Here is a 19,117-nt window from a genome sequence, read left to right as displayed (position 1 = left end):
CGTGCACGCGCTACCGTTCGCCACGTGCCACTCCGACAAGCCGCCACCGCAGCCGGACTCGTGACCGGTTACGTCGCCGACGCCGTGTTCGGAGATCCACGGAAGTGGCATCCGGTCGCGGGCTTCGGCCGCGCCTCGCAAGCCCTCGAACAGCGGATTTACGCCGATTCGAAGGTGCGGGGCGCCGCGTACACCGCTGCCTGCGCCGGCACCGTCACCGGATTGGGGGTCGCGGCCCAGTTCCTGACGCGGAAGCGGCCGTTCGCACGGTTCGCGCTCACCGCGGCCTCCACGTGGGTGGTTCTGGGTGGCAAGGGGCTCGTGGCCGAGGGCACCCGTATGGCCCACCTGCTCGACGACGGCGACCTGCCCGGCGCCCGGAGCCGCCTTTCGCATCTGTGCGCCCGCGACGCCACCGGCCTCGACACCGAGCAGCTAGCGCGCGCGACCACCGAGTCCATCGCCGAGAACACCTCCGACGCGGTCGTCGCGCCGCTGCTGTGGGGCGCGGTCGCCGGGATCCCCGGCCTGCTGGGTTACCGCGCGCTCAACACGCTCGACGCGATGGTCGGCTACCGATCGCCGAAGTACGCCAACTTCGGCTGGGCGTCGGCGCGGACGGACGACCTGGCGAACCTGGTGCCTTCCCGGGTCGGCGCGGCGCTCACCGTGGCGTCGGCGCCGCTGGCCGGCGGCTTCGCCAAACCCGCGTTCCGGATCTGGCGCCGCGACGGGAAGCACCATCCGAGCCCCAACGCGGGCCAGGTCGAGGCCGCCTTCGCCGGCGCGCTCGGGATCAAGCTGGGCGGGACGAACAGCTACGGCGGCCGCACCGAACGCCGCGGCGTCCTCGGCGACGGCCGCGAACCGGAGCCGGTGGACGTGCGCCGCGCGGTCCGGCTGTCGAGGGCGGTCGGGCTCGCCGCGCTCGCCGTCGCGGTGGTGGTGTCGCGGTGAGCGGCCTGCTCGTCGCGGGGACGACGTCGGACGCGGGCAAGAGCCTGGTCACCGCCGCGTTGTGCCGCTGGCTCGCACGCCGGGGCGTGCGGGTCGCGCCGTTCAAGTCCCAGAACATGTCGAACAACTCGATGGTGTGCGCGGACGGCGCCGAGATCGGCCGCGCGCAATGGCTCCAGGCGCGGGCGGCCCGCATCGAACCCGAAGCCGCGATGAATCCGGTGCTGCTGAAACCCGGGAGCGATCGCCGCAGCCACGTCGTCGCGCTCGGGAAACCGTTCGGCACGCTGGAAGCGGGAGAGTACGCGACGGGCCGGGCCGGGCTCGCCGAGATCGCGTTCGACACGTTCTCTTCGCTGCGAAAGCGTTTCGACGTCGTGCTGTGCGAAGGCGCGGGAAGCCCGGCCGAGATCAACCTGCGCGAAGGCGACTACGTCAACATGGGGCTGGCGCGGCGCTTCGGCCTGCCCGTGGTCGTCGTCGGCGACATCGACCGCGGCGGGGTCATGGCCGCGATGTTCGGCACCCTCGCCCTGCTGTCCGCCGAAGACCAGGCGCTGGTTTCGGGCTGGCTGGTCAACAAGTTCCGCGGCGACGTGGGCCTGCTCCGGCCGGGGCTGGAGACGCTGGAGAAGCTCACCGGCCGCGAGGTCTTCGGCGTGCTGCCCTGGCTCGACCAGGTGTGGATCGACTCGGAGGACGCGCTGGCCGCCGCGGGCTGGGGCGCCTCCGGCGGGTCGCTGCGGGTCGCCGTCGTGCGGTTCCCGCGGGCCTCCAACGCGACCGACGTCGACGCGCTCGCCGCCGAGCCCGGGGTCTCGGTCGCGCTGACCACCGATCCGGACACGGTCCGGTCCGCCGACGTGGTGATCCTGCCGGGCTCCCGCGCGACCGTGGACGATCTGGCGTGGCTGCGGGCACGTGGCCTGGCGGACGCCGTGCGCACGCGGGCCGAGGCGGGACGTCCGGTGCTGGGGATCTGCGGCGGCTACCAGATGCTGGCCGCCGAAATCGAGGACGACGTCGAATCGGGCGCCGGGATCGTCCCCGGTCTCGGTCTGCTGCCGACGCGCGTCTCCTTCAGCGCCGACAAAGTGCTGGCCCGGCCGACGGGTTCGTGGCGCGGGCAATCCGTGGAGGCGTACGAGATCCACCACGGCACCGTGACCGCCACCGGCCCCGCCGAGTCCTTTTTGGACGGATACCGGCGGGGCGCGGTGTGGGGCACGATGTGGCACGGTGCCTTCGAGAACGACGGATTCCGGCGCGCGTGGCTGGGCGAGGTGGCGGACTGGTCACCCGCCGCCGGGGCACCGGGGTTCGGCGCGCTGCGGGAAAGCATGCTCGACAGGCTCGCCGACGCCGTCGAAGAGCACGTCGACACCGCCCGGCTCCTGCGCCTGATCGAGGACGGTGCCGACGGCTCCCTGCCTTTCGTGCCGCCCGGCGTCTAGGCCCGCACGGCTTCCTTGTGCTTCAAAGCCTTCTCGGCCAAAGCGCCGAAGGCCAGGCCGAGCGCGGTCCAGAGCACCACCTGCGTGCCGACCGACGCGAGCCGGAAGGTCCACAGCGTGGAACCCGGGAACCCTTCGGGGACCTCGTCGATCGACGGCAGCAGCGCCGCCGCCACCGAGATCAGCACGACGTACCCGCCCGCGGCGAGCAGACCGCCGCGCCAGGCGCCGAGTTTGTCGGCCAGCTTCCGCCCGAACGCCGCGGCGAGGATGCCGATCAGCAGCGAAAGCGCGACGAAGCCGAAGTACAGCGAAGTCCGGCTCCCGATCGTGCCCGCCTGGCCGACCGCGGGCGGATTCCCCGGGTACTTCAGGAACGGCACGAGGAACACGACCACGAAGGCACCACCCGCGAGCAGCGCCGCGGTCACCCTCGGCCGCAGCGTGCCGAGGCGGCCGTAGGTGAAGGCGAACGCGAGCGAGAACAGCCCGCCGACCGCGACGCCGTACAGGCCGACGCCGGTCAACAGGCCGACGGTGCTCTGCACACCACGCGTGACGAGCTCTTCCTCCGCCGCCTCGGCGTGTTCGTGGGCTCCGGGAGCACTGTGCGAATGAGCGGCGGTGCCTTCGAGACCGATGGCGGTCTCGACCGAAGGCTCACCGAAGAAGTACGCGAAAAGGGTCGCCAGGACACCGGCGACCAGGCCCGCGAGCATGCCGCGGACCAGCAAGGTCCTCATCATGGGGCGCTTGCCCGCCTAGTGGCAGGGGAAGGCCAGCAGGTGCCGGCCGTCGTGGACGAACTCGTGGACGTACGAGTTCGCGAACACCGACACCGCGCCCTGCTCGGCGCTGACGAAGTACAGCGTGATCAGCGAAAGGAGGATGACGAGCACCGCCCAGGGCAAGATCTCGCGGACGGGGATCCGGACGGGGACGGGAACTGCGGCTACCGCTTCGGACATGGCGGTGGGACCTCCTCGGGCTAGCGCGGCCTCTTCAGGGGTGTCACGACGGCTCCGGGTCTGGCTTCCCCGATGTCTCGGGGTCACAGTGGCGCGACCGCGCGGATTCTCACCGCGTTCCGGGTGCCGTCGTCTGGCCGACCGAGCGTAGGTCGCCACGAAGCGTCCGGTCAATGTGACGGAACCCGATCGGCGCAGGCTCGTGACGTCACGGGCATCCACCGATCGGTTGATGGGGGCTCCACCAACGACAGCCTCAGCCGTGGCCACGCGGTTGATTCGGCGGACCCGCGCCGCGCGGCATGGTCGTCTTATGGCAATCATCGAGGTGGAAGACCTCGTCAAACGCTACGGCGACCACACCGCGGTGGACGGGGTCGGATTCGCCGTCGAGCAGGGCGAGATCTTCGGCATCCTGGGCCCCAACGGGGCAGGCAAGACCACGACGGTCGAATGCGTCGAGGGGCTGCGTGTCCCGGACGGCGGCACCATCCGGGTCTGCGGGATCGACCCGCGCAGCGAAACCGGCGAGCTGCGGCAGCTGCTCGGCGCGCAGCTGCAGGAAAGCGAGCTGCCGGACAAGTTGAAGGTCGGCGAGGCGATGGAGCTGTACGGCTCCTTCTACCGCGAACCGGCCGACTGGCGGGAACTTCTCGGCATCCTCGACCTGACCGACAAGACCGGCACCCAGTTCCGCAGGTTGTCCGGTGGGCAGAAACAGCGGCTGTCGATCGCGCTCGCGCTGATCGGCAACCCGAGGGTGGCGGTGCTCGACGAGCTCACGACCGGCCTGGACCCGCAGGCGCGCCGTGACGCGTGGGGCCTGATCGAGCGCGTCCGCGACCGCGGCGTGACGATCCTGCTGGTCACGCATTTCATGGAGGAAGCGGAACGACTGTGCGACCGGATCGCGGTGATCGATTCCGGCCGTGTCGTCGCGCTCGACACCCCGGCCGGGCTGGTCGCCCGCGTCGACGACCGGCAACGCATCCGGTTCCGGCCGTCCGCCCCGCTGGACCACTCCGTGCTGGCCGCGCTGCCCGAGGTCGCCTCGGTCGACCGCGCGGGCGACCAGCTCGTCGTGACCGGCACGGGCGACCTGCTGCTCGCCGTCACCACCGTGCTCGCCCGCAACCAGGTCACCGCGGCAGGCCTGCGGGTCGAGCAGGCGTCGCTGGACGACGCGTTCGTCGCGCTCACCGGCCGCCCCATCGACTCCTGAGGAGAACACCATGTCCGCCCTCGCCCGGCTCACCGTCGCCGAGACCAAACTCTTCTTCCGCGAGCCGATGCTCGTGTTCTTCGTGCTCGCGTTCCCGCCGCTCCTGCTCGTCGTCCTCGGCGCGTTCCCCGCGCTGCGAGAACCCAGCGCGGATCTCGGCGGCGCCAGGGTGATCACCCTGTACCTGCCGATCGTCGTCACGATGGGCCTCGCCCTGTTCGCGCTCAACAGCGTGACCCAGCTGCTCGCCACCTACCGGGAGAAGGGCGTGCTGCGGCGGATGCGGACCACCCCGGTCGAACCGCACGTCCTGCTCGGCGCGCAGCTGCTGATGTCCACGATCATGTCCGTGGCGACGATGCTGGTCGTGCTGGCCATCGGCAGGGTGCTGTACGACGTGGGCCTGCCCCGGCAGCTGCCCGCGTACCTCATCGCCTACCTGCTGACGGCGCTCGCGATGTTCGCGATCGGCCTGCTGGTCGCCTCCGTCGCGCCGACCGGCAAGAGCGCGGGCGCGATCGGGACCCTGCTGTTCTTCCCGATCCTGTTCTTCGCCGGTCTCTGGGTGCCGCGCGCCGAGATGAACGACGTCCTGCGGAAGATCAGCGACTTCACCCCACTGGGCGCGGGCGTGCAATCATTGCAGGACGCCGCCGCCGGTCACTGGCCGCAACCACTGCAGGTGGCGGTCTTACTGGGGTGGACGATCGTGGCAGGCGGGCTGGCCGCCCGGTACTTCCGCTGGGAGTGAGTCGTGGGGATCGAAGCGGAGCTGCGTGCGGAGTCCGACCACTGGGAACGGGTCGAGACGACGGTCTTCAAGGTCCTTCCGTACGTCCTGCTGGCGATCGGCGTCCTCATCTCGGTGCTGCTGCCGATCTGGCGGGTGCCGGTGCACCTCCCGGCCGTGCTCGCGCTTTCGGCCGGGATCCTGGCCTGGTCCTTCTGGTTCCACACGCTTCACCCGGAATGGCATCGGAACGGGCCGCTGATGGGCCTGTACTACACGGGGCTGATGGCGCTGACGGCCTGCCTGGTCGCGGTCGCGCCGTGGTTCGGCCTGTTCGCCTTCATCGGCTACCCCCAGGCGTTCCACTACCTGAAAGGCCGCTGGCGGTACGTCGGGGTCGCCACCACGTCCGTGATCTCGGCGGTGGCGTACCTGGGTGGGCTGGCCGGGATCCAGGAAGAGGGCATGTGGGTGGCGTGGGCGGCGCTCAGCGTGATCATCACCGTGCTGTCCGGGGCCTTCTCCCGGATCGCCGAGCAGTCGGACCAGCGCAACCTCAAACAGAAGCAGGCGCTCACCGAACTGCACGAGGCGAACACCAGGCTGGAGGCGGCGCTGGAGGAGAACGCCGGCCTGCACGCCCAGCTGCTGGTCCAGGCCAGGGAAGCCGGGGTGCTCGACGAGCGGCAGCGGATCGCCAGGGACATCCACGACACCCTGGCCCAGGGGCTGGCAGGCATCCTCACCCAGCTCCAGGCCGCCGAGCAGACCCTGGACGAGCCCTCGGCGCCGCACCGGCACGTGACGAACGCGATGAACCTCGCGAGGGAAAGCCTGACCGAGGCACGCCGGACGGTGCACGCGGTGCAGCCGGAGCCGCTCGCCGAGGGCAGGCTCCAGGACGCGATCGGCGAGGTGACCAGACGCTGGTCGGAGGTGAACCACATCGAGGCGGTGCTGACCACCACCGGCGATCCCCGGCCCATGCACGCCGATGTCGAGGTGACGCTGCTCCGGGCCGCGCAAGAAGCACTGGCCAACGTGGCCAAGCACGCGAAGGCCGGCCGAGTCGGCCTGACCCTGTCGTACATGGAGGATCTGGTGACGCTCGACGTGCGTGACGACGGCGTGGGCTTCGAGCCGACAGCCAAGCGCGCCAACGGTTCCGCCGACGGCGGGTTCGGGCTGGCCGGGATGCGGCAGCGTGTGCAGCGCCTCGCCGGCCGCCTCGACATCGAGTCGGAGCCGGGCGGGGGCACCGCGCTCTCGGCGTCCGTTCCGGCGATCCCGGCCGGGGCCGAGCGGTGATCTCGCTGCTGATCGTCGACGACCATCCCGTGGTGCGGGACGGGCTGCGGGGCATGTTCAGCGCCGACCCGCGCTTCGAGGTCCTCGGTGAGGCCGGGGACGGTGAGGAGGCCATCGCCGCCGGGGTGAAGCTCCGGCCCGACGTGATCCTCATGGATCTGCGGATGCCGCGGATCGACGGCGTCACCGCCATCGAGGAGCTGGCGAAACGCGGGGTGACCTCGCGGATCCTCGTGCTCACCACCTACGACACGGACAGCGATGTGCTGCCCGCCATCCAAGCCGGTGCCACCGGATACCTGCTGAAGGACGCGCCGAGGGACGAACTGTTCCGTGCGGTGGAGGCGGCCGCGGAGGGGAAGGCGATGCTTTCCCCCTCCGTCGCGACCCGGTTGATGGGGCAGATGCGGCAGCCGGCCTCGGGGCCGCTCTCACAGCGTGAATTGGAGGTCCTGGAATTGATCGCCCAGGGCACGACGAACCGCGAGGCCGCGAAGAGGCTGTTCATCAGCGAAGCGACGGTGAAGACACACCTGCTGCACGTGTACGCGAAACTCGGCGTCAACGACCGGGCGGCCGCCGTGGCCACGGCGTTCTCCCAGGGGTACCTGACCCCGCGCGGCTGACGGAGCCCTGCCGTCCATGGCGGGGCGCATGCCAAAATCCAGCCATGACACCTGCGGTGGCGGCACTCGATGTCGGCGGAACGTCCATCAAGGCGGCCTTGTACGACGCGGACCTGAAGGACCTCGCCAGCCTGCGCGAGCCGACGGCGCGCGGGGCGGACGGCGAGGCACTCGCCGATCAGGTCGCGCGGATCGTGGAAACGCTGGGCAAGCAGGCGGGGACCGGTACGCCGGACGCCGTCGGCGTGGTCATCCCCGGCATCGTCGACGAGGTCGAGCGGGTGGCCCGGTTCTCGGCGAACCTCGACTTCCGGAACGTGCCGTTCGGCGAGCTGCTCGACAGCAGGCTCGGCCTGCCGTTCGCGTTCGGGCACGACGTCCGCGCGGGCGGGCTCGCGGAATTCCGTGTCGGCGCGGGCAAGGGCTGCACCGACGCCGCCTTCATCCCGGTCGGCACCGGGATCGCGGCCGCGCTCCAGCTCGACGGGCGGCTGTACGCCGCGGGCGGGCAAGGCGGCGAGATCGGGCATATCGACGTCGGCCACCGGCTGCCGTGCGGTTGCGGCGCGACCGGATGCCTCGAAGCGATCTCCTCCGCTTCGGCCATCGCCCGCCGCTACAGCGAGCACACCGGGCGGCCCGCCGAAGGCGCCGAGCAGGTGGTCGACGCCGCCCGCCACGGTGACGAGGCCGCGATCTCCGTGGTCAACGACGCGCTCGAGGGGCTCGGCCACGGCATCAAGACCCTGGTCACCCTGCTCGCACCGGAAGTCGTCGTCCTCGGCGGCGGTCTGTTCACCGCGGGCGACTACGTCCTCGAGCCGGTGCGGGCCTGGCTGGCGGCGAACCTGCAGTTCCAGCGGATGCCCGAACTGCGGATCGCGCGCCTCGGCGACGAGGCGGGCAGGCTCGGCGCGGCGCTGCTGGCGCTGGACCGGCTCAGTGTCTGATGGTGAACCCGCGTCCGCGATCGACGTCGGCAGGACGCTGCCTGGTCAGCCACCTGCGGATGGCGGTCAGGGCGTCCTGCCACCGCGATAGCGGGGCCTTCGGCCGAGGCGGGTTCACGCGTACGGTTCTGATCGCGGATCCTCTCCCGCTTCGCCGATCGGCTCAAGCCTTGACCACCCGCACGCCTTCCTCTTCGAAGGCGTGCACCCGCGCGGGATCGGCGCGGCCGTCGGTGACGAGCACGTCGACGTCGGCGGTCGCGCAGATCTTCGCGAAGGCGTGACCGCCGAGCTTCCCGCTGTCGGCGAGGACGACGACCTGCCGGGCGCGGGCCGCCATCAGCCGGTTCGTGTTCGCGTCGCCCTCGTGGTGCGCCTGCGCACCGTGCACCGGGTCGAAGGCGTCGACGCCGAGGAACACCAGATCCAGCGAGATCTGGTCGAGGAACAGCTGCGAAAGCGGACCGGACAGGTCGAACGACTGCTGCCGCGCGACCCCGCCGGTCACCACGATCTTGATATTGGGCCGCACGGCGAGTTCGTGGGCGATGTTGAGCGCGTTCGTCACCACGGTCAGCGACGGCCCGCCGGTCGGCTCACTCATGTCCGGGCGGGTCGCGAGTGCGCGGCCGACCTCGGTGCTCGTGATGCCGCCGTTGAGCCCGACCACCATGCCCGGATCGACCATCCTGGCCGCGGCGGCGGAGATCCGTTGCTGTTCCGGCGCGTTGCGCGCGGCCTTGTGCCGCAACGGAAGGTCGTAGGCGACATTGCTCGCGACGGCGCCGCCGCGGGTGCGGACCACGAGATTGCGGCCCGCCAGATGATCGAGGTCCCGGCGGATCGTCGCGGGGGAGACACCGAGTTCGCCCGCCGAAACCTCGACGTCGACTTTTTCCCGCTCTCCCACCATGTCCAATAAAGCCGTCAGCCGTTCATGCCGATTCATCACCAGCTCCCTCCCCGAAGCGCGATGTCGCTTACCGCACCGGACAAAGTACTACGCGTCGCGATACGGCCGGAGAGAAGCGGCGGATTACGGGCGCCGGGAAGAAAGGGCGGAGTGAACGGGCGCCGGCCACCCCCAGTGTGACCGGCGCCCGCCCGGCGGCCGGTACGCCCAGGACCGGCCCGTTTCGCAGGCTATCGCCGCCGACTCCGGACTGATATCCGCTTTACGCCCGTTCCGGTGACGTTCAGCGGATAACGCGATCAGCCCTTGCCGCCGAGTCCGCGCAGGAAGGCGAGTGACGGCATGAAGAAGTAGTCGCCACCCTTCAGCGTCACCGCCTGCGGGATCGGATCCGCGGTCGCCGTCCGCGTGCCCGCCCATTCCGCGGTATAGACGGATTCGGGGCGCGGGCCCTGGCCGATGACCGGATCGAGGCCCGGCGGCTTGACCCCGGCGGCCGGGATCGGGAAGCCCGGGTTGTTCGACCAGTTCTGCTGCGTGAACTCGAACTGGTCGCCCAGCGCCGAATTGAACGCCATGAACAGCAGGCCGACCCCGCCGCTGGGCCGGGCGGACGGCGGCAGATCGGCGTTCGGATCGTCGGCCCGTTCGCCGTAGGGCACACCCCGCCGGGCCATCAGGTGCAGGCGTTCCTGGGGCGGTGGTTCCGCGCCGCCGCTGCCGCGCGGGTTCGTCTTCCGGATGTGCGCCTGGAAGGGGCATTTGGCGCCGGTGATGTCGCTTCCGTAGTCGAAATTGTTCGGTACCGGGCTTTCCGCGCCCTCTTCCCGTTGCGCGGTCAGCGGCGTGCCGTCCTCGAACCGGCCGACGATCATCGCGCCCGCCCGTTCCCGGTCTTCGCCGACGAGGCCCAATTGATCCGCCAGCGCCTCTTCCGACAGCTTGAATCGCCGCACGTTCTGTTCCAATTTGCGGAAAACGAAGTAACTGCCGAAATGGACTTCGGGATCGGGAGCCGCGTGGTCCGGAACGAGCACCTGGTTCAGCGGGGCGCTCGGATCCCAGACGCTGATCCCGTCCGTTCCCGTCTTTTCCCCGTGGATGTCCTCGACCAGGAAGAGCGGCTGGCTCCGGCCGTCGACGTAGCCGAAATGCTCGATCCCGTCGCCATTGGCGTTCACCCTGCCGAATCCGGTTTCCTCGGCGACGACGGAAACGGTCGATGGAATCAGCGCGAGAACCGCGTTCCGGCGTGCGGTCATCGGAGCGTCGGCGCCGTCGCCGATGATGACGACGGCGTGGATCTCGTCGTGGTATCCGCTGTCGAACGTGGAGCGGGGCGGGTCGTTCAGCTTCTCGCGGGTCTCCTGCGCGCGCATGCCCAGGAGGAAGGAATCATCTTGCGGTGCCTCGATTTTCAGGAACCGGTAGCCCGCCGCGGTCAGTCCGGTGCCGACGTAGGGCGTCCCTTTCACGCCTTCGGTCTTGAAGCGCTCGACCTCGGCCAGATGGGTCTTCGCGGACTTCATCAGCGGGACGAGCGAGGCGAGGAACTTCATCGCGCTCCCTGGCTCCGAAAAACGGAGGAAAAGCGCGGAAAAGTGGTCGCGGGCGTGCGCTTTCAGGATGTTCGGCTGTAGTTCTTCGAGCATTTTCGCGGCATCGCCGGTGGCGGTCTTCCATTCCAGCGGCACGGTCAGATCGACGGACATGTCAAGGAACCCCCTCCTTGGGAACCGTCCGGCGGCCCCGGCAGGTCTTGCCGGTCCCCGCCGCCGTACGGGACTTACCCCTTGATACAACCGATACCGAAACCTTGCTGTCATCACCCGCAAGTACACTCTTCCGGCGGTTCTTTCACTCGAAAGAACCAATGCCTCGCTCACTCCCCGCGTTTAGTCCTCTGCTTGCGGTGGTTGCACGCGCAACTACCGCATCCAGAGGACTAAACGCGGCGGGGGCGTGAGGAGGCGGCGCCGCACTCGCGTGATCAAGGCCGGAACTCGCGTGATCGAAGCCGGAACTCGCGTGATCGGAGGCGGAACTCGCGTGATGGGAGGCGGAACATCGAGTGCGGCCTTCAATCACGCGAGTTACGTGCCTGATCACGCGAGATACGCGCCTGATCACGCGAGTCACGACTTTGGTCACGCCGCAGCACCAGACGCCGAGCGCGTGAAGGCCCCCTTCCCTCGGCTCAGCCGAGGGAAGGGGGCCTTCACGCGCGAAACGACCTAGGTGAGCGGCCGGTCGGTCGGAGCGATCGGGGCGGGCAGTACGTCCCGTCCCGTGAGGAACGCGTCCACCCCGGCCGCGGCGGAGCGGCCTTCGGCGATCGCCCACACGATGAGCGACTGGCCGCGGCCCATGTCACCCGCCACGAACACGTTGTCGACGCTGGTCTTGAACGCCTTGTCGCGGGCGACGTTGCCCCGCGGGTCCAGCTCGACGTCGAGCGACTCCAGCAGGCCTTCCCGCTCCGGGCCGACGAAGCCCATCGCGAGCAGCACCAGCTGCGCGGGCAGTTCGCGTTCCGTGCCTTCCACGGGGACGAACTTGCCGCCCTCGTTGCGCACCTCGACCAGCTTCAGCGCCCGCACCCGGCCGTCGGCGTCCGCGACGAACTCCTGGGTGTTGACCGAGTACAGCCGTTCGCCACCCTCCTCGTGTGCGGACGAGACGCGGTAGATCATCGGGTACGTCGGCCACGGATGCGCGTCGGACCGCGAAAGCGGCGGCTTCGGCATGATCTCCAGCTGCGTCACCGACTTCGCGCCCTGGCGGTGCGACGTCCCGACGCAGTCCGCGCCGGTGTCACCGCCGCCGATGACCACGACGTCGAGGCCCTCGGCGCTGATCGGCGAGACGTCCAGCTCACCGGCGGCGACGCGGTTGGCGTGCGGCAGGAACTCCATCGCCTGGTGGATACCGGCGTGCTCGCGGCCGGGGATCGGCAGATCCCGCCACGCGGTCGCGCCGCCGGCGAGGACGACGGCGTCGTACGACGACTTCAGTTCCTCGACGGTGAGGTCGACACCGACGTTCACCGAGGTCCGGAATTCCGTGCCCTCGGCGCGCATCTGGTCCAGACGGCGGTCGAGACGGTGCTTCTCCATCTTGAATTCGGGGATGCCGTAGCGCAGCAGCCCGCCGATCTTGTCGGCCCGCTCGAAGACCACGACACTGTGGCCCGCGCGCGTGAGCTGCTGCGCCGCGGCGAGTCCCGACGGGCCGGATCCGACCACCGCCACCTTCTTGCCGGTGAGCGCCACCGGCTTCTGCGGTGTGACCCAGCCTTCCTCGAAGGCTCGGTCGATGATCGAGATCTCGACCCGCTTGATGGTGACGGGATCGTCGTTGATCCCGAGCACACACGCCGTCTCGCACGGCGCCGGGCAGAGGGTCCCGGTGAACTCCGGGAAATTGTTGGTCGCGTGCAGCCGCTCGGCCGCGTCGCGCCAATCGTCGCGCCAGGTCAGCGTGTTCCACTCGGGGATGAGGTTCCCGAGCGGGCAGCCCTGGTGACAGAACGGGATACCGCAGTCCATGCAGCGCCCGGCCTGCTTCTGCAGCTTCGACGTCGCGAAGTCCTCGTACACCTCGCGCCAGTCCATCAGGCGCAGGTCGACGGGACGGCTCTTGGGCGTCTCGCGAGTGGTGGTCAGAAAGCCCTTGGGGTCAGCCATGTGCGGCCTCCATGATCGCCTCGTTCACGTCACGCCCATCGCGCTCGGCCTTCGCCTGCGCCGCGAGCACGCGCTTGTAGTCCTTCGGCATGACCTTGCCGAACCGGTCGACGGCGGCGTCCCAGTCGGCGAGCAGCGCACGCGCGACGGCGGACTCCGTTTCGTTGTAATGCTTTTCGAGCGCCTCGCGCAGGAAGTCCACATCGGACGAATCCAGCGGGTCGATGTCGACCATCTCCGGGTTGATCCGGTGCGCGGGCAGGTCCAGCACGTAGGCGACGCCGCCCGACATCCCGGCCGCGAAGTTGCGGCCCACGCCGCCGAGCACGACGACCCGGCCACCGGTCATGTACTCGCAGCCGTGGTCGCCGACGCCTTCGACGACGGCCAGCGCGCCCGAGTTGCGCACGCAGAACCGCTCGCCGACCTTGCCGCGGATGAAGATCTCGCCGCTGGTCGCGCCGTAACCGATCACGTTGCCCGCGATGATGTGCTCTTCCGCGTTGTACCGCGCCACCTTCGGCGGCCGCACGATCAGCCGCCCGCCGGACAGGCCCTTGCCGACGTAGTCGTTGCCGTCGCCGTAGAGCCGCAGCGTGATGCCCTTGGGCACGAACGCGCCGAACGACTGACCGGCGGTGCCGGTGAAGGTCACGTCGATCGTGTTGTCCGGCAGGCCTTCGCCACCCCACCGCTTGGTGAGCTCGTGGCCGAGCATGGTGCCGACGGTCCGGTTCACGTTGCGCACCGGCAGTTCCAGCCGCACCTTGTCGCCGGACGACAGCGCGCCCTCGGCGAGCTGGATCAGCGTGTTGTCGAGTGCCTTCTCCAGCCCGTGGTCCTGCACGGTCTGCTGGTGACGCAGGCCGGCGGGGGCCATGTCGGGCACGTGGAAGATCGGCGTCAGGTCGAGACCGGCGGCCTTCCAGTGATCGATCGCCTTGCGCTTGTCCAGCATTTCCGCGTGGCCGACGGCCTCGGCGATGGACCGGAAACCCAGCTCCGCAAGGTATTCCCGGACCTCCTGGGCGATGAACTCGAAGAAGTTCACCACGTACTCCGCCTTGCCGCTGAACTTCTCGCGCAGCTTCGGGTTCTGCGTCGCGACGCCGACCGGGCAGGTGTCGAGGTGACACACCCGCATCATGATGCAGCCGGACACCACCAGCGGCGCCGTCGCGAAACCGAACTCCTCGGCCCCGAGCAGCGCGGCGATGACGACGTCGCGGCCGGTCTTGAGCTGGCCGTCGGTCTGCACGACGATCCGGTCACGCAACCGGTTGGCCAGCAACGTCTGCTGCGTCTCGGCGAGCCCGAGTTCCCACGGGCCGCCCGCGTGCTTGATCGACGACAGCGGCGAAGCGCCCGTGCCGCCGTCGTGCCCGGAGATGAGCACGACGTCCGCGTGTGCCTTGGAAACACCGGCCGCGACCGTGCCGACACCGACCTCGGACACGAGCTTCACGTGGATACGCGCGGCCGGGTTGGCGTTCTTGAGGTCGTGGATCAGCTGCGCCAGATCCTCGATCGAGTAGATGTCGTGGTGCGGCGGCGGGGAGATCAGCCCGACACCCGCCGTGGAGTGCCGCGTCTTCGCGATCCACGGGTACACCTTCGCGCCGGGCAGCTGGCCGCCCTCGCCGGGCTTCGCGCCCTGCGCCATCTTGATCTGGATGTCGTCGGCGTTGACCAGGTACTCGCTCGTGACACCGAACCGGCCGCTCGCGACCTGCTTGACCGCGCTGCGGCGCTCGGGGTCGTAGAGCCGTTCCGGATCCTCGCCGCCCTCACCGGTGTTCGACTTGCCGCCGAGCCGGTTCATCGCGATGGCCAGGGTTTCGTGCATCTCCGCCGAGATCGACCCGTAGGAGATCGCGCCGGTCGCGAACCGCTTGACGATCTCGGAGACCGGCTCGACCTCCTCGATCGGGACCGCGGGCCGCTCGCCGATCTTGAAGTCGAACAGGCCGCGCAGCGTGTACAGCTTCTGCGCCTGGTCGTCGACGGCCTTCGTGTACTCCTTGAAGACCTCGTACTTCCCGGCACGCGTGGAGTGCTGCAGCTTGAACACCGTCTGCGGGTTGAACAGGTGCGGCTCGCCCTCGCGGCGCCACTGGTAGTCCGCGCCGGTCTCCAGCTCGCGGTGATTCGCGCGGAACCCGTCACGCGGGAACGCCCGGCGGTGCCGTTCGGCGACCTCCAGCGCGATCGTGTCGAAGCCGATCCCGCCGAGCCGGGACGTGGTGCCGGTGAAGCAGTTCTGGATGACCTCGTCGCCGAGCCCGACCGCTTCGAAGATCTGCGCGCCGGTGTAGGAGGCCACTGTGGACACACCCATCTTCGACATCGTCTTGCGGACGCCCTTGCCCAGCGCCTTGATCAGGTTCGCGGTCGCCTGCTTGGCGGTGGCACCGGCGATCAGGCCCTGATCGGCCATCTCCTCGACGGTCGCCATCGCCAGATACGGGTTCACCGCCGCGACGCCGTAGCCGATCAGCAACGCGATGTGGTGCACCTCGCGCGCGTCACCCGCCTCGACGATGAGGCCGACCTGCGTGCGGGTCTTCTCGCGCACCAGGTGGTGGTGCACCGCGCCGGTGAGCAGGAGCGACGGGATGGCCGCGTGGTCTTCGTCGATCCCGCGGTCGGACAGCACGATCAGCCGCGCGCCCTCGGCGATGGCCGCGGACACCTCGGCGCGGATCTCGTCGAGCCGCCGCACGAGCGCCTCGCCGCCCCCGTGGACGTCGTAGGTGCCCTGCACGGTGACCGCCTGGAACTCCGGCAGGTCGCCGTCGTCGTTGACGTGCACCAGCTTCGCGAACTCGTCGTTGTCCAGCACCGGGAACGGCAGCACGATGCGGCGGCACGACTTCGCGTCGGCCTGCAGCAGGTTCGGCTCCGCGCCCAGCTGGGTGCCCAGCGAGGTGACCAGTTCCTCGCGGATCGCGTCCAGCGGCGGGTTGGTCACCTGGGCGAAGAGCTGGATGAAGTAGTCGAAGAGCAGCCGCGGACGGCTGGACAGCGACGCGATGGGGGAGTCGTTGCCCATCGAACCGATCGGCTCCGCGCCGGTGCGGGCCATCGGTTCGAGCAGGACGTCGAGCTCCTCCTCGGTGTAGCCGAACGCCTGCTGACGGCGCACGAGCGCGGCGTGCGGCGGGATCTCGCGCTCACGCTCGGGAAGCCCGTCGAGCGGGAGCAGCCCGTCTTCGACCCATTCGTCGTACGGGTGCTCGGTGGCGAGCTCGTTCTTGATCTCCTCGTCCTCGACGATCCGGCCGGCGGCCGTGTCCACGAGGAACATGCGGCCCGGCTCCAACCGTCCTTTGCGGACGATCGTGGACTGCTCCAGCTCCAGCACGCCGACCTCGCTGGCGAGGACGACGAGGCCGTCTTCGGTGACCCAGTACCGGGCGGGGCGCAGGCCGTTGCGGTCGAGGACCGCGCCGATCTGGGTGCCGTCGGTGAAGGAGACCAGCGCGGGGCCGTCCCACGGCTCCATCAGCGTCGAGTGGAACTCGTAGAACGCGCGGCGCGCGGGGTCCATCTCCTGATGGTTCTCCCAGGCCTCCGGGATCATCATCAGCACCGCGTGGGGCAGCGAGCGGCCGCCGAGGTGGAGCAGTTCCAGCACCTCGTCGAAGGACGCCGAGTCGCTCGCGCCACGGGTGATGATCGGGTAGATCCGCTTGAGGTCACCGGGGATCAGGTCGGATTCGAGCAGCGCCTCACGCGCGTCCATCCAGTTCCGGTTGCCGCGCAGCGTGTTGATCTCGCCGTTGTGGGCGACGTACCGGTACGGGTGCGCCAGCGGCCACGACGGGAAGGTGTTGGTGGAGAAACGGGAGTGCACCAGGCCGATGGCGCTGGTGACGCGCTCGTCGGTGAGGTCGGCGAAGAACTTCTCGACCTGCGGCTCCGTGAGCATTCCTTTGTAGACGATCGTACGTGAGGAGAGGCTGGGGAAGTAGACGTCGTCCTCGACGAGTTCGTGCTCGGCGCGTTTGCGCACCACGAAGGCCGCGCGCTCCAGCTCCAGGCCCTCCAGCGCGTCGTTGCCCGCCAGGAAGAGCTGGCTGAAATACGGCATGGTCTCGGCCGCGCCGGTGCCGACGTGTTCGGTGTGGACCGGCAGATCACGCCAGCCGAGCACGCGCATGCCCTCTTCGGCGGCGACGCGCTCGATGGTCGTCATCGCGCGGCCGCGGGCGTTTTCGTCCTGCGGAAGGAAAGCCGTGCCGACGGCGTAGGCGCCGGGCGCGGGAAGGTCGAAGCCGACGACCTCGCGATAGAACTCGTCGGGGACCTGGATGAGGATCCCGGCGCCGTCGCCGGTCTCCGGGTCGGCGCCGCGGGCCCCGCGATGTTCCAGGTTCCGCAGCGCGATCAGCGCTTTGGCGACGATGCCGTGATCGCGTTTACCGGAGAGATCGGCGACGAACGCGACACCGCAGGCGTCGTGTTCGAACTCCGGGTCGTACAGGCCTTCGGGGGCCTTGCTGCCCTTGTAGCTGGCATGGTGGGTCACGGCTGGCCGCCTCCCAAGGCGTCGGCGCGACCGGTAACACTCCGTTCGGGTGGTTCGGACGTGAACCAGTTAACGGAGTGGTCCGGGACCGCGATGGTCAGTCGAGAGGGAACGATCCCGCCCGCGGAAACGGGGGCAGGCCTCGTAGAGCCGCACTGCACTGGGCGGCCGATGCGCATATCGGTACTGCTGTGCACGTGGGTGCCGCCTGGCCGCTGTGGTGGGTGGCTGGCGGGTACACGTGTTACTCCCGGGTTCGCCGGTCTTATGACGATAGTGTGAAATCGCTGTTATCGACATACGTCGCTTGGTCGGGGTGGGAAATGCCACGCGGGCGTTGACTTCAAACATCATCTGCCCACTGGCTGGAATGACGTGTCCACTGAGTGGAGCATCAGCCCGCTGACCTGCGGTTATCACTGCCCGGCTCGTCCGAAAGTGTGACCTGGGTCGCGCGGGAGAGTGGGTTTCGCCGGTGTTGCGATGACCCCGGGTGACCGCCGAATCGCCCGAACGGCAGAGTGGGCTGCCCGGTTTGAGAGGCTTGGCCGATGGCGGATCGTTATCTCACCGTGGCGGGTACCGGGGTCCACGAGATCGAAATCCGGCGGTCGCGCTTCCTCTGCGCGCTCGCCCCGGTCACCTCGGAAGAGGCCGCCCGCGAGGTGATCGCCGCCAGGAAGAAGGCCGATCCGGCGGCCCGACACCACTGTCACGCGTTCGTGTTGGGCGCCGACGGCCGCACCCAGCGCTCCAGTGATGACGGGGAGCCCGCGGGCACGGCGGGCACCCCGATGCTCGAGGTGCTCCGCCGCCGCGAGCTGACCGACACCGTCGCCGTGGTGACCCGCTACTTCGGCGGGGTCCTGCTCGGCGCCGGCGGGTTGATCCGCGCGTACGGGCAGGCCGTTTCGGAGGCGGTCGACGTCATCGGGGTGCGGGAGTACCGGCGGCTGCGGCTGGTGGAGGTCGTCGTCGACTACGACCGGGCCGGCCGTCTGGAGAACGACATCCGCTCGTCGCCGTACCTGCTGCACGCGACGCGCTTCGAGGACGTCGCGCATTTCGACGTCGGGCTCGCGCCGGACCAGGGGGACGCGTTCCACGCCTGGCTCGCCGACCTCACCGGCGGGGAGGCCCTGGCCGAGGAGATCGGCGAAACCTGGCTGCCCACCGGCCGCATTTAGTCCTCTGGATGCGGTTTGGGCGCCGACCGCCACTCGTCCAGGGTGATGGCGTACTCGACCTCGCCCTCCTCCGCGCCGGGGATCGGGTGGTCGAAGTGCTCGTGATAGGTCCGGACGTGGCGCATCCCGATCTTCTCCATCACCCGGCGGGACCCCAGGTTCACCGCCATGGTCGCCGCCCAGATCCGCCGGGCCCCCAATTCGGTGAACCCCTTCTCCAGGAGCGCGAGCGAACCTTCGGTCGCATACCCCTTGCCCCAGGAAGACCGGTTCAGCCGGTAACCCAGCTCGGGATCGTCCGTGTGGTGCCCCCGCAGCGGGCGGAAATGGAACCACCCCAGGAAATCCCCGCTCGCCTTCTCGATCGCCGCCCAGAACCCGTAACCGGGGAAACGCTCGTAGTAACCGAGAAATGCGGGAAGGTCTTGGTTTTCGATCTCCGCCCGGTCGGCGGGTTCGCCCCCATTGAGGTACCGCATGACTTCGGGATCGTTGTAGAGCGCGAACAGCTCGTCGACGTCGGCGCCGGTGAACTGCCGCAGCACGAGCCGCTCGGTCTCCAGGAAGACACGCATCACGAGATCG

Annotated in this window: 15 protein-coding genes; 8 read left to right on the top strand and 7 right to left on the bottom strand. The window is 69.5% G+C overall.

All coding sequences use genetic code 11. The features are described 5' to 3' along the window. The first annotated feature begins 24 nt into the window (after nucleotides 1–24). Both AVR91_RS15870 and AVR91_RS15865 read left to right on the top strand, forming a co-directional pair. The gene (locus AVR91_RS15870) at nucleotides 25–957 is read left to right on the top strand and encodes a cobalamin biosynthesis protein (protein ID WP_063271332.1); all 933 of its coding nucleotides are present in this window, start codon (nucleotides 25–27) and stop codon (nucleotides 955–957) included. After that, nucleotides 954–2,411, top strand: a complete 1,458-nt coding sequence (locus AVR91_RS15865) for a cobyric acid synthase (RefSeq protein WP_063271333.1) — start codon at nucleotides 954–956, stop codon at nucleotides 2,409–2,411. The genes AVR91_RS15870 and AVR91_RS15865 overlap by 4 nt, the downstream gene beginning before the upstream one ends. Here the strand turns inward: AVR91_RS15865 and AVR91_RS15860 are convergent. After that, a complete protein-coding gene (locus tag AVR91_RS15860; RefSeq protein WP_063271334.1) occupies nucleotides 2,408–3,157 on the bottom strand; it encodes a CbtA family protein in 750 nt (249 codons plus the stop codon). The two genes, AVR91_RS15865 and AVR91_RS15860, sit on opposite strands and share 4 nt — an antisense overlap. A gap of 15 nt (nucleotides 3,158–3,172) precedes the next feature. Continuing rightward, on the bottom strand, nucleotides 3,173–3,379 hold the full coding sequence (locus AVR91_RS15855) for a CbtB domain-containing protein (protein WP_034312940.1): 207 nt from the start codon (nucleotides 3,377–3,379) through the stop codon (nucleotides 3,173–3,175). 313 nt (nucleotides 3,380–3,692) lie between these two features. Here AVR91_RS15855 and AVR91_RS15850 point away from each other — a divergent pair, with 313 nt between their 5' ends. Genes AVR91_RS15850 through AVR91_RS15830 form a run of 5 tightly spaced genes read left to right on the top strand, consistent with a single transcriptional unit; the run spans nucleotide 3,693 to nucleotide 8,215 of the window. Then, nucleotides 3,693–4,601, top strand: a complete 909-nt coding sequence (locus AVR91_RS15850) for an ABC transporter ATP-binding protein (protein WP_063271335.1) — start codon at nucleotides 3,693–3,695, stop codon at nucleotides 4,599–4,601. A gap of 10 nt (nucleotides 4,602–4,611) precedes the next feature. Next, complete coding sequence (locus tag AVR91_RS15845) at nucleotides 4,612–5,352, top strand: ABC transporter permease (protein WP_063271336.1); 741 nt, start codon at nucleotides 4,612–4,614, stop codon at nucleotides 5,350–5,352. A gap of 3 nt (nucleotides 5,353–5,355) precedes the next feature. Then, nucleotides 5,356–6,639: a sensor histidine kinase gene (locus AVR91_RS15840; protein ID WP_063271337.1), complete on the top strand. Its 1,284-nt coding sequence runs from the start codon at nucleotides 5,356–5,358 to the stop codon at nucleotides 6,637–6,639. Then, nucleotides 6,636–7,265, top strand: a complete 630-nt coding sequence (locus AVR91_RS15835; RefSeq protein WP_016332087.1) for a response regulator — start codon at nucleotides 6,636–6,638, stop codon at nucleotides 7,263–7,265. The genes AVR91_RS15840 and AVR91_RS15835 overlap by 4 nt, the downstream gene beginning before the upstream one ends. A gap of 56 nt (nucleotides 7,266–7,321) precedes the next feature. Next, nucleotides 7,322–8,215, top strand: a complete 894-nt coding sequence (locus AVR91_RS15830) for an ROK family protein (RefSeq protein ID WP_083715726.1) — start codon at nucleotides 7,322–7,324, stop codon at nucleotides 8,213–8,215. A gap of 163 nt (nucleotides 8,216–8,378) precedes the next feature. On the opposite strand, the gene AVR91_RS15825 is transcribed toward AVR91_RS15830, so the two are convergent. The 4 genes from AVR91_RS15825 to gltB form a co-directional block, all read right to left on the bottom strand. Continuing rightward, nucleotides 8,379–9,164, bottom strand: coding sequence for a DeoR/GlpR family DNA-binding transcription regulator (locus AVR91_RS15825; RefSeq protein WP_043847959.1), 786 nt, complete (start codon nucleotides 9,162–9,164; stop codon nucleotides 8,379–8,381). Nucleotides 9,165–9,427: 263 nt separating this feature from the next. Beyond that, complete coding sequence (locus AVR91_RS15820; RefSeq protein WP_063271339.1) at nucleotides 9,428–10,840, bottom strand: Dyp-type peroxidase; 1,413 nt, start codon at nucleotides 10,838–10,840, stop codon at nucleotides 9,428–9,430. A gap of 522 nt (nucleotides 10,841–11,362) precedes the next feature. Further along, nucleotides 11,363–12,814, bottom strand: coding sequence for a glutamate synthase subunit beta (locus AVR91_RS15815; protein ID WP_063271355.1), 1,452 nt, complete (start codon nucleotides 12,812–12,814; stop codon nucleotides 11,363–11,365). Then, nucleotides 12,807–17,345 (bottom strand): glutamate synthase large subunit, encoded by a 4,539-nt coding sequence (gltB, locus tag AVR91_RS15810; protein WP_063271356.1) that lies wholly within the window; start codon nucleotides 17,343–17,345, stop codon nucleotides 12,807–12,809. The genes AVR91_RS15815 and gltB overlap by 8 nt, the downstream gene beginning before the upstream one ends. Nucleotides 17,346–17,896: 551 nt before the next feature. Here gltB and AVR91_RS15805 point away from each other — a divergent pair. Continuing rightward, a complete protein-coding gene (locus AVR91_RS15805) occupies nucleotides 17,897–18,532 on the top strand; it encodes a YigZ family protein (RefSeq protein ID WP_063271357.1) in 636 nt (211 codons plus the stop codon). Here AVR91_RS15805 and AVR91_RS15800 read toward each other — a convergent pair. Then, nucleotides 18,529–19,107 (bottom strand): GNAT family N-acetyltransferase, encoded by a 579-nt coding sequence (locus AVR91_RS15800; RefSeq protein WP_063271358.1) that lies wholly within the window; start codon nucleotides 19,105–19,107, stop codon nucleotides 18,529–18,531. The two genes, AVR91_RS15805 and AVR91_RS15800, sit on opposite strands and share 4 nt — an antisense overlap. Between the last annotated feature and the right edge of the window lie 10 nt (nucleotides 19,108–19,117).

The organism is Amycolatopsis keratiniphila subsp. keratiniphila, from assembly GCF_001620365.2.
GTDB lineage: Bacteria > Actinomycetota > Actinomycetes > Mycobacteriales > Pseudonocardiaceae > Amycolatopsis > Amycolatopsis keratiniphila.
This window is presented reverse-complemented; position numbering and strand designations above follow the sequence as displayed.

What these genes read in the sequence shown, in the direction of transcription:
- AVR91_RS15860 (WP_063271334.1), bottom strand. Translation starts at nt 3,157, where the DNA reads ATGATGAGGACCTTGCTGGTCCGCGGCATGCTCGCGGGCCTGGTCGCC.
- AVR91_RS15800 (WP_063271358.1), bottom strand. Translation starts at nt 19,107, where the DNA reads ATGCGTGTCTTCCTGGAGACCGAGCGGCTCGTGCTGCGGCAGTTCACC.
- AVR91_RS15845 (WP_063271336.1), top strand. Translation starts at nt 4,612, where the DNA reads ATGTCCGCCCTCGCCCGGCTCACCGTCGCCGAGACCAAACTCTTCTTC.
- AVR91_RS15805 (WP_063271357.1), top strand. Translation starts at nt 17,897, where the DNA reads ATGGCGGATCGTTATCTCACCGTGGCGGGTACCGGGGTCCACGAGATC.
- AVR91_RS15850 (WP_063271335.1), top strand. Translation starts at nt 3,693, where the DNA reads ATGGCAATCATCGAGGTGGAAGACCTCGTCAAACGCTACGGCGACCAC.
- AVR91_RS15825 (WP_043847959.1), bottom strand. Translation starts at nt 9,164, where the DNA reads ATGAATCGGCATGAACGGCTGACGGCTTTATTGGACATGGTGGGAGAG.
- AVR91_RS15820 (WP_063271339.1), bottom strand. Translation starts at nt 10,840, where the DNA reads ATGTCCGTCGATCTGACCGTGCCGCTGGAATGGAAGACCGCCACCGGC.
- AVR91_RS15815 (WP_063271355.1), bottom strand. Translation starts at nt 12,814, where the DNA reads ATGGCTGACCCCAAGGGCTTTCTGACCACCACTCGCGAGACGCCCAAG.
- AVR91_RS15855 (WP_034312940.1), bottom strand. Translation starts at nt 3,379, where the DNA reads ATGTCCGAAGCGGTAGCCGCAGTTCCCGTCCCCGTCCGGATCCCCGTC.